Source organism: Streptomyces sp. NPDC057271, assembly GCF_042668715.1.
Lineage (GTDB): Bacteria > Actinomycetota > Actinomycetes > Streptomycetales > Streptomycetaceae > Streptomyces.
Genome location: NZ_JBHUYJ010000070.1, coordinates 35578 through 41579, shown reverse-complemented (window position 1 = coordinate 41579; position 6002 = coordinate 35578). Strand labels below are relative to the sequence as shown.

4 protein-coding genes are annotated in these 6002 nt (G+C 75.8%); 1 reads left to right on the top strand and 3 read right to left on the bottom strand.

The features are described from left to right. Positions 1–10: 10 nt before the first annotated feature. The 3 genes from ACFUJR_RS26900 to ACFUJR_RS26890 are packed head-to-tail and all read right to left on the bottom strand — an operon-like array spanning position 11 to position 2647. Positions 11–247, bottom strand: coding sequence for a hypothetical protein (locus ACFUJR_RS26900; RefSeq protein WP_383169738.1), 237 nt, complete (start codon positions 245–247; stop codon positions 11–13). Between the two features lie 20 nt (positions 248–267). Further along, positions 268–2352, bottom strand: coding sequence for a 4-alpha-glucanotransferase (malQ, locus tag ACFUJR_RS26895; RefSeq protein ID WP_383169736.1), 2085 nt, complete (start codon positions 2350–2352; stop codon positions 268–270). A gap of 46 nt (positions 2353–2398) precedes the next feature. Beyond that, positions 2399–2647 carry a hypothetical protein gene (locus ACFUJR_RS26890; RefSeq protein WP_383169742.1) on the bottom strand — a complete coding sequence of 83 codons (249 nt, stop codon included), beginning with the start codon at positions 2645–2647 and terminating at the stop codon, positions 2399–2401. 231 nt (positions 2648–2878) lie between these two features. Between ACFUJR_RS26890 and ACFUJR_RS26885 the strand changes: the two genes are divergently transcribed. Next, positions 2879–6002, top strand: a 3124-nt coding sequence (locus ACFUJR_RS26885; protein WP_383450800.1) for a beta-N-acetylglucosaminidase domain-containing protein, incomplete at its 3' end; no start/stop codon positions are given.

The following is a 6002-nucleotide window of genomic DNA, read 5'->3' as shown; positions in this document are numbered from 1 at the left end:
CTGCGGAGCCCTAGGCCTTCCTGGGCCGGTCGGACTTGTCGAGCACCATCACCAGACCGGCGATCACGAGGAACAGCACGATCGGCGCGGCCACGAACAGACCGAGGGTCTCGACGACACTCAGCTTGGGGGCCGGGTCGTCACCGTCGTCGCGGGTGAGCGCGAGCGCGGGGGACGACATGAGCAGCATCATCAGCGTCGTACCGGCCGCGACAGCACCGGCGCGCAGGGCGTTCTTCTTGTCCACGGTGCAAACGTAGCGAACACCTAAACGGGCCGCGCGCCCGGGGGTGCCGTACGGACGTCCCCCGACGGCCCGAAGACCGCGAGCAGCCGGTGCAGCCGGGGGGAGGCGGCCAGCTCCTCCAGGGTGAGCGGCTGGCCCTCGGGGCCCGCCACGGGCAGCCGCCAGTTGGGGTACTGGTCCCAGGTCCCGGGCAGATTCTGGGGCCGCCGGTCCCCCACCGCGTCCGGCAGCCACACCCCGACCATCGTGGCCGGCGTCCGCAGCAGGAACCGGTGGACGGCCCGCACCTCGGCCTCCTCGTCGCCCGGGCCCTCCGGCAGCAGCCCGAGCCGCTCCAGGCAGGTCAGCCACTCGCCGACCTCGGCCGTGTCCCGGGCGCGCTCGCGCCCCAGGTCGCCGGTGAGCAGCCCGAGCCGGTGGCGCAGGGCGACATGGTCACCGGAGAGGCGCGCGGCGGTGGAGGGGAGGTCGTGCGTGGTGGCGGTGGCCACGCAGTCGGCGCGCCACTCCTCCGGGGCCAGCGGCCGGCCCGTGCCCGACCAGTCCCGTTCGAACCAGAGCACGGAGGTGCCGAGCACCCCGCGTCGCGCGAGCTGTTCGCGTACCCCCGGCTCGACCGTGCCGAGGTCCTCGCCGATGACGACCGCGCCGGCCCGGTGCGCCTCCAGGGCGAGGACCGCGAGCATCGCCTCGGAGTCGTGACGGACGTACGTGCCCTCGGTGGGCTCGCGGCCCTCGGGGACCCACCAGAGCCGGAACAGGCCCATCACGTGGTCGATGCGCAGCGCGCCCGCGTGCCGCAGCAGCTCCCTCAATAGACCGCGGTACGGGGCGTAGCCGGAGGCGGCGAGGGCGTCGGGACGCCAGGGCGGCAGACCCCAGTCCTGACCGCGGGAGTTGAAGGCGTCGGGCGGGGCGCCGACCGACATCCCGGCGGCGAAGGCGTCCTGTGCCGCCCAGGCGTCGGAGCCCTCCGGATGGACGCCGACCGCGAGGTCGTGGACGATCCCGACGGCCATCCCCGCCTCACGGGCGGCCGCGCTCGCGGCCGCCAGCTGGCGGTCCGTCAGCCAGGCCAGCCGGCAGTGGAAGTCGACCCGGTCGGTCAGCTCGCCGTCGGCGCGGACGGCCGCGGCGGCGGAGCGGGGGTCGCGCAGCTCCTCGGGCCAGGTCCGCCAGTGGTGTCCGTGGCGTTCGGCGAGCGCGCAGTAGGTGGCGTGGTCCTCCAGCGCACGGCCCCGTTCGGCGAGGAAGTCGTGGTACTCGGCGCGTCTGCCCGGGCCCAGCTCCACGGTCCGTACGAGCTCCAGGGCGCGCCGTTTGACCTCCCACACCGCGTCCCGGTCGATCAACGCGCCCTTGCGCAGAACTCGTTCGCGCAGCTCGGCGGCGTCCCCGAGGATCGCGTCGAGCGCGTCGCGGTGGCGCGGGCCGACGAGGCCGTACTCGGGGATGTCCTCGATCCGCAGATGGACCGGGTCGGGGAAGCGCCGGGAGGAGGGACGGTACGGAGAGGGGTCGGTGGGCGCGCCGGGCACGGCCGCGTGCAGCGGGTTGACCTGCACGAAGCCGGCGCCGTGCGACCGGCCCGCCCAGGTGGCCAGTTCGCGCAGGTCGCCGAGGTCGCCCATGCCCCAGGAGTGGGTGGAGAGCACCGAGTAGAGCTGGGCGAGCAGCCCGTACACGCGCCCCTCGTGCCGGGGCACCCGCGCGGGGGCGACGATCAGCGTGCTGGGGCCGCCCCGTCCCTCGGGGTCCCGGGCCTCGACCTGGTGGACGCCGAGCGGCAGGTCCTCCCAGCGGTCCCCCTCGACGACCTCGCCCGACTCGGTCGTGACCCGCAGCCGGGTGCCGGGCGGAAGGTCCCGGGGCGGCCGGACGGGGCCGTCCCGCCAGAGCACCAGCGTGGTCGGGAGCAGCCGTTCCCGCTCGGCCCGCAGCGCCGTTTCGAGGGCGGCGGCGACCGCCTCCGGCGTGCCGGCGTCCACGTCGAGGGCGGCGAGCACGGTCACGACGGTGGCGTCGGGCACCTGGACGGTGACGCCCGCGGAGGGCTCGTACGCGGTGGCGACGCCGTGGAGGGCGGCGAGGCGGGCCAGGGTCACTTCACACTCCAGAGGTCTGGGACGGCGGTGGCGGCCGGCCCCGCGGTCACACTCCGGGGGACTCCGTGCCGCCCGAGGGGCCGGGGGCGGTGGGTTCGCTGGTGAGCGGCGCCACCATGGTCAGCGGCGGCTCGCTGGTGAGCGGGGTCGCCGAGGTCAGCGGCGGCTCGCTGGTGAGCGGGGCGGCGTGGGCGAGGGGCGGCTCGCTGGTGAGCGGGGCGGCGTGGGCGAGGGGCGGCTCGCTGGTGAGCGGGCCCTGTTTCAGCTCGGGTATCTCGGGGGCGTGGGGGGTGATCGTGGTCACGGGGGGTCTCCCGGTTTCGTCTCGACAGGTGGAACGACGTAGCCCTACCCACCGCGTCCCGTTTTACCGGCGGAGATTGGCGATCCACCGCCACCTCGCCGGAAGACCCCCGGGCAAACCCGACACTTCGGCCACCTGCATTGACACCCCGGCGGACGGGTGGTGGGCTCGTGACCCACTCGTGACCCAGAGGCGGCGTCACCGACAGGAGAGAGGGGCCCCGTGCACCTCCGACGCAGGAAGCGGACCGCGACGGCCGTGGCCGCCGCGGTGATCGGCGGGCTCCTCGGCAGCGGCCTCACCGGCGCCGCCCAGGCCGCCCCGGTCTCCCCCGTCACCACCCCCGACGTCCCGCGGAGCCCGGCCGGACCCGAGGTCTGGCCCCGCCCGCAGTCGCTGCGGGCCGCCGGTCCCGCCGTGCCGCTGGGTGACGAGGTGACGCTGCTCGCGGACGCCGACGCCGACCCGTACGCCGTCGCCGCGCTCCACGAGGTGCTGCGGGCGGCGGGGGCACGGACCGTCCACACGTCCCTGCCGGGCGGCGGGACCGTGATCCGCGTGGGCTCGGCCGCCTCCCAGGAGGCCCTGCGGGCGCTGCGCGCCGCCGAGCGGGCCGATCTGCCGCGCGGCGGCTACCGGCTCGCGACGGGCCGGTTCCAGGGCCGGGACACCGTCGCCCTGGACGGAGTCGGCGAGGACGGCCTGTTCCACGCCGTTCAGACACTGCGTCAGCTGATCGACGGCGCGGCGGAGGACGAGCGGCAGATCCCCGGTGTCGTCGTCCGCGACTGGCCCGGCACCGCCGTGCGCGGCCTGACGGAGGGCTTCTACGGTCGCCCCTGGAGCGGTGAACAGCGCCTCGCCCAGATCGACTTCATGGGCCGCACCAAGCAGAACCGGTACCTCTACGCGCCCGGGGACGACCCGTACCGCCAGACCCAGTGGCGCGACCCCTATCCCGCCGGGCAGCGCGCGGAGTTCCGCGCGCTCGCCGAGCGGGCCCGCGCCAACCATGTGACGCTCGCCTGGGCCGTGGCGCCCGCGCAGTCCATGTGTCTCGCCTCGGACGACGACATGAAGGCGCTCACCCGCAAGATCGACGCGATGTGGGCGCTGGGGGTGCGCTCCTTCCAGCTCCAGTTCCAGGACGCCAGCTACAGCGAGTGGCACTGCTCGAAGGACGCGGACACCTTCGGGCGCGGGCCCGAGGCGGCGGCGACCGCCCACGCGCGCGTCGCGAGCGAGGTGGCCCGTCATCTGGCCGCCCGGTACCCGGGCTCGGAGCCGCTCACGCTGATGCCGACGGAGTACTACCAGGACGGCGCGACCACCTACCGCACCGCGCTCGCCGCGGCGCTCGACGACCGGGTGCAGGTCGCCTGGACCGGCGTCGGCGCCGTCCCGCGCCGGATCACCGGGAGCGACCTGGCAGGCGCCCGGGACGCGCTGCGCCACCCGCTGGTCACGATGGACAACTACCCGGTCAACGACTACGCGCAGGACCGGCTGTTCCTCGGGCCCGCCATGGGCCGCGAGCCGGCCGTGGCGGCCGGCTCCGCCGCGTTCCTCGCCAACGCCATGGAGCAGGCCGCGGTCTCCCGGATCCCGCTCTTCACGGCCGCGGACTACGCCTGGAACCCGCGCGGTTACCGGCCGCAGGAGTCCTGGCGGGCCGCCGTCGACGAACTGGCGGGACCGAACCCGGCCGCCCGCGAGGCGCTGCGTGCGCTGGCCGGCAACGGGGCCTCGTCGATCCTCGACCCGGCGGGCGAGTCGGCGTACCTCAAGCCGCTGATGACCGCGTTCTGGAACAGCCGTACGGCCCGGGACGGAGCGGTACGGGAGAAGGCGGGGCGCGAACTGCGCGCGGCGTTCACCGTGATGCGGGAGGCGCCCCGGCGGCTCGCCGCGACGGCCGACGGCACCCTGGACGACGAGGTCGGCCCCTGGCTGGAGCAGCTGTCCCGCTACGGTCTCGCCGGCGAGACCGCCGTCGACATGATCCTCGCCCAGGCCCGTGACGACGGCGCCGAAGCCTGGCAGTCCCAGCTGCGGCTGGAGTCGCTGCGCGAGGCGCTCAAGGGGAGCGAGGTCACCGTCGGCAAGGGCGTCCTCGACCCGTTCCTCACCCGCGCGGTGACGGAGTCGGCGGCGTGGACGGGCGCGGACCGCGCGCGCCGCCCCGGCCGCACGGCGGACCGGGACGAAGACGCGTACACGGTGCGCCTCGACCGCTCGCGCCCCCTGGAGTCGGTGACGGTGATGACGGAGCCCGGCTCGGGCGAGTCGGCGCGCGTGGAGGCGTACCTCCCGGGTGAGGGCTGGCGTTCGCTGGGCCCGGTCTCCCCGACCGGCTGGACGCAGACGGACGTGCGGGGGCTGCACGCGGAGGCGGTACGGATCGCCTGGAACGGCGCGGACGGGCGGGGCGACCCGCGGGTGCGCTCCCTGGTGCCGTGGTTCGCGGACGACCCGCCCGCCGAGCTCGTGCTGGCCCGCGCGGAGCTGGACGCCGAGATCGGCGGACCCGCGGGGCGGGTGGACGTACGGCTGGTGGGCCGGAGCACCGACGAGGTGCGCGGGGCGCTGACGGCGCGGGCGCCGAAGGGGATCGAGGTACGGCTGCCCAAGGAGGCCCGGGTGCCGCGCGGTACGCGCGCGTCCGTCCCGCTGGAGGTCTCGGTCGCGCCGGACGTGCCCGCGGGCTCGTACCAGGTGTCGGTGTCCTTCGCGGGCGAGGAACGGATCCTGACGGTCCGCGCCTTCCCGCGCACGGCCGGCCCGGACCTGGCGCGTACGGCGACGGCCTCGTCATCCGGCGACGAGACCCCCGACTTCCCCGCCGTGTCGGCCCTGGACGGCGACCCGGCCACCCGCTGGTCCTCCCCCGCGGAGGACGGCGCGTGGTGGCAGATGGAGCTGGCGAGCCCCGCCCGGATAGGCCAGGTGGTCCTCCACTGGCAGGACGCGTACGCGTCCCGCTACCGGATCCAGGTCTCCGCCGACGGCCGCACCTGGCGCACGGCGGCGACCGTCGCCGAGGGCCGGGGCGGCCGCGAGAGCGTCCGCATGGACGCGGCGGACACCCGCTTCCTCCGCGTGCAGGGCGACCGGCGGGCGACGCGGTACGGCTACTCGCTCTGGTCGGTGGAGACCTACGCGGTGGCTCCGGCGGAGGAGCCCGTCACGCCCGAGGGGCCTGAGGAGACGCGGCAGCCCGAGCAGCCTCGGCAGCCGGAGCGGGGTGCAGGCCCGTCCCCCCCCGGCAGACGGAAGGAAAGGGGAAGGCCGTGGGCAAGTCGTTTTCCGACCGGGCCCCCGCTCGGCCGGAGGAGGGGGCTCCCCG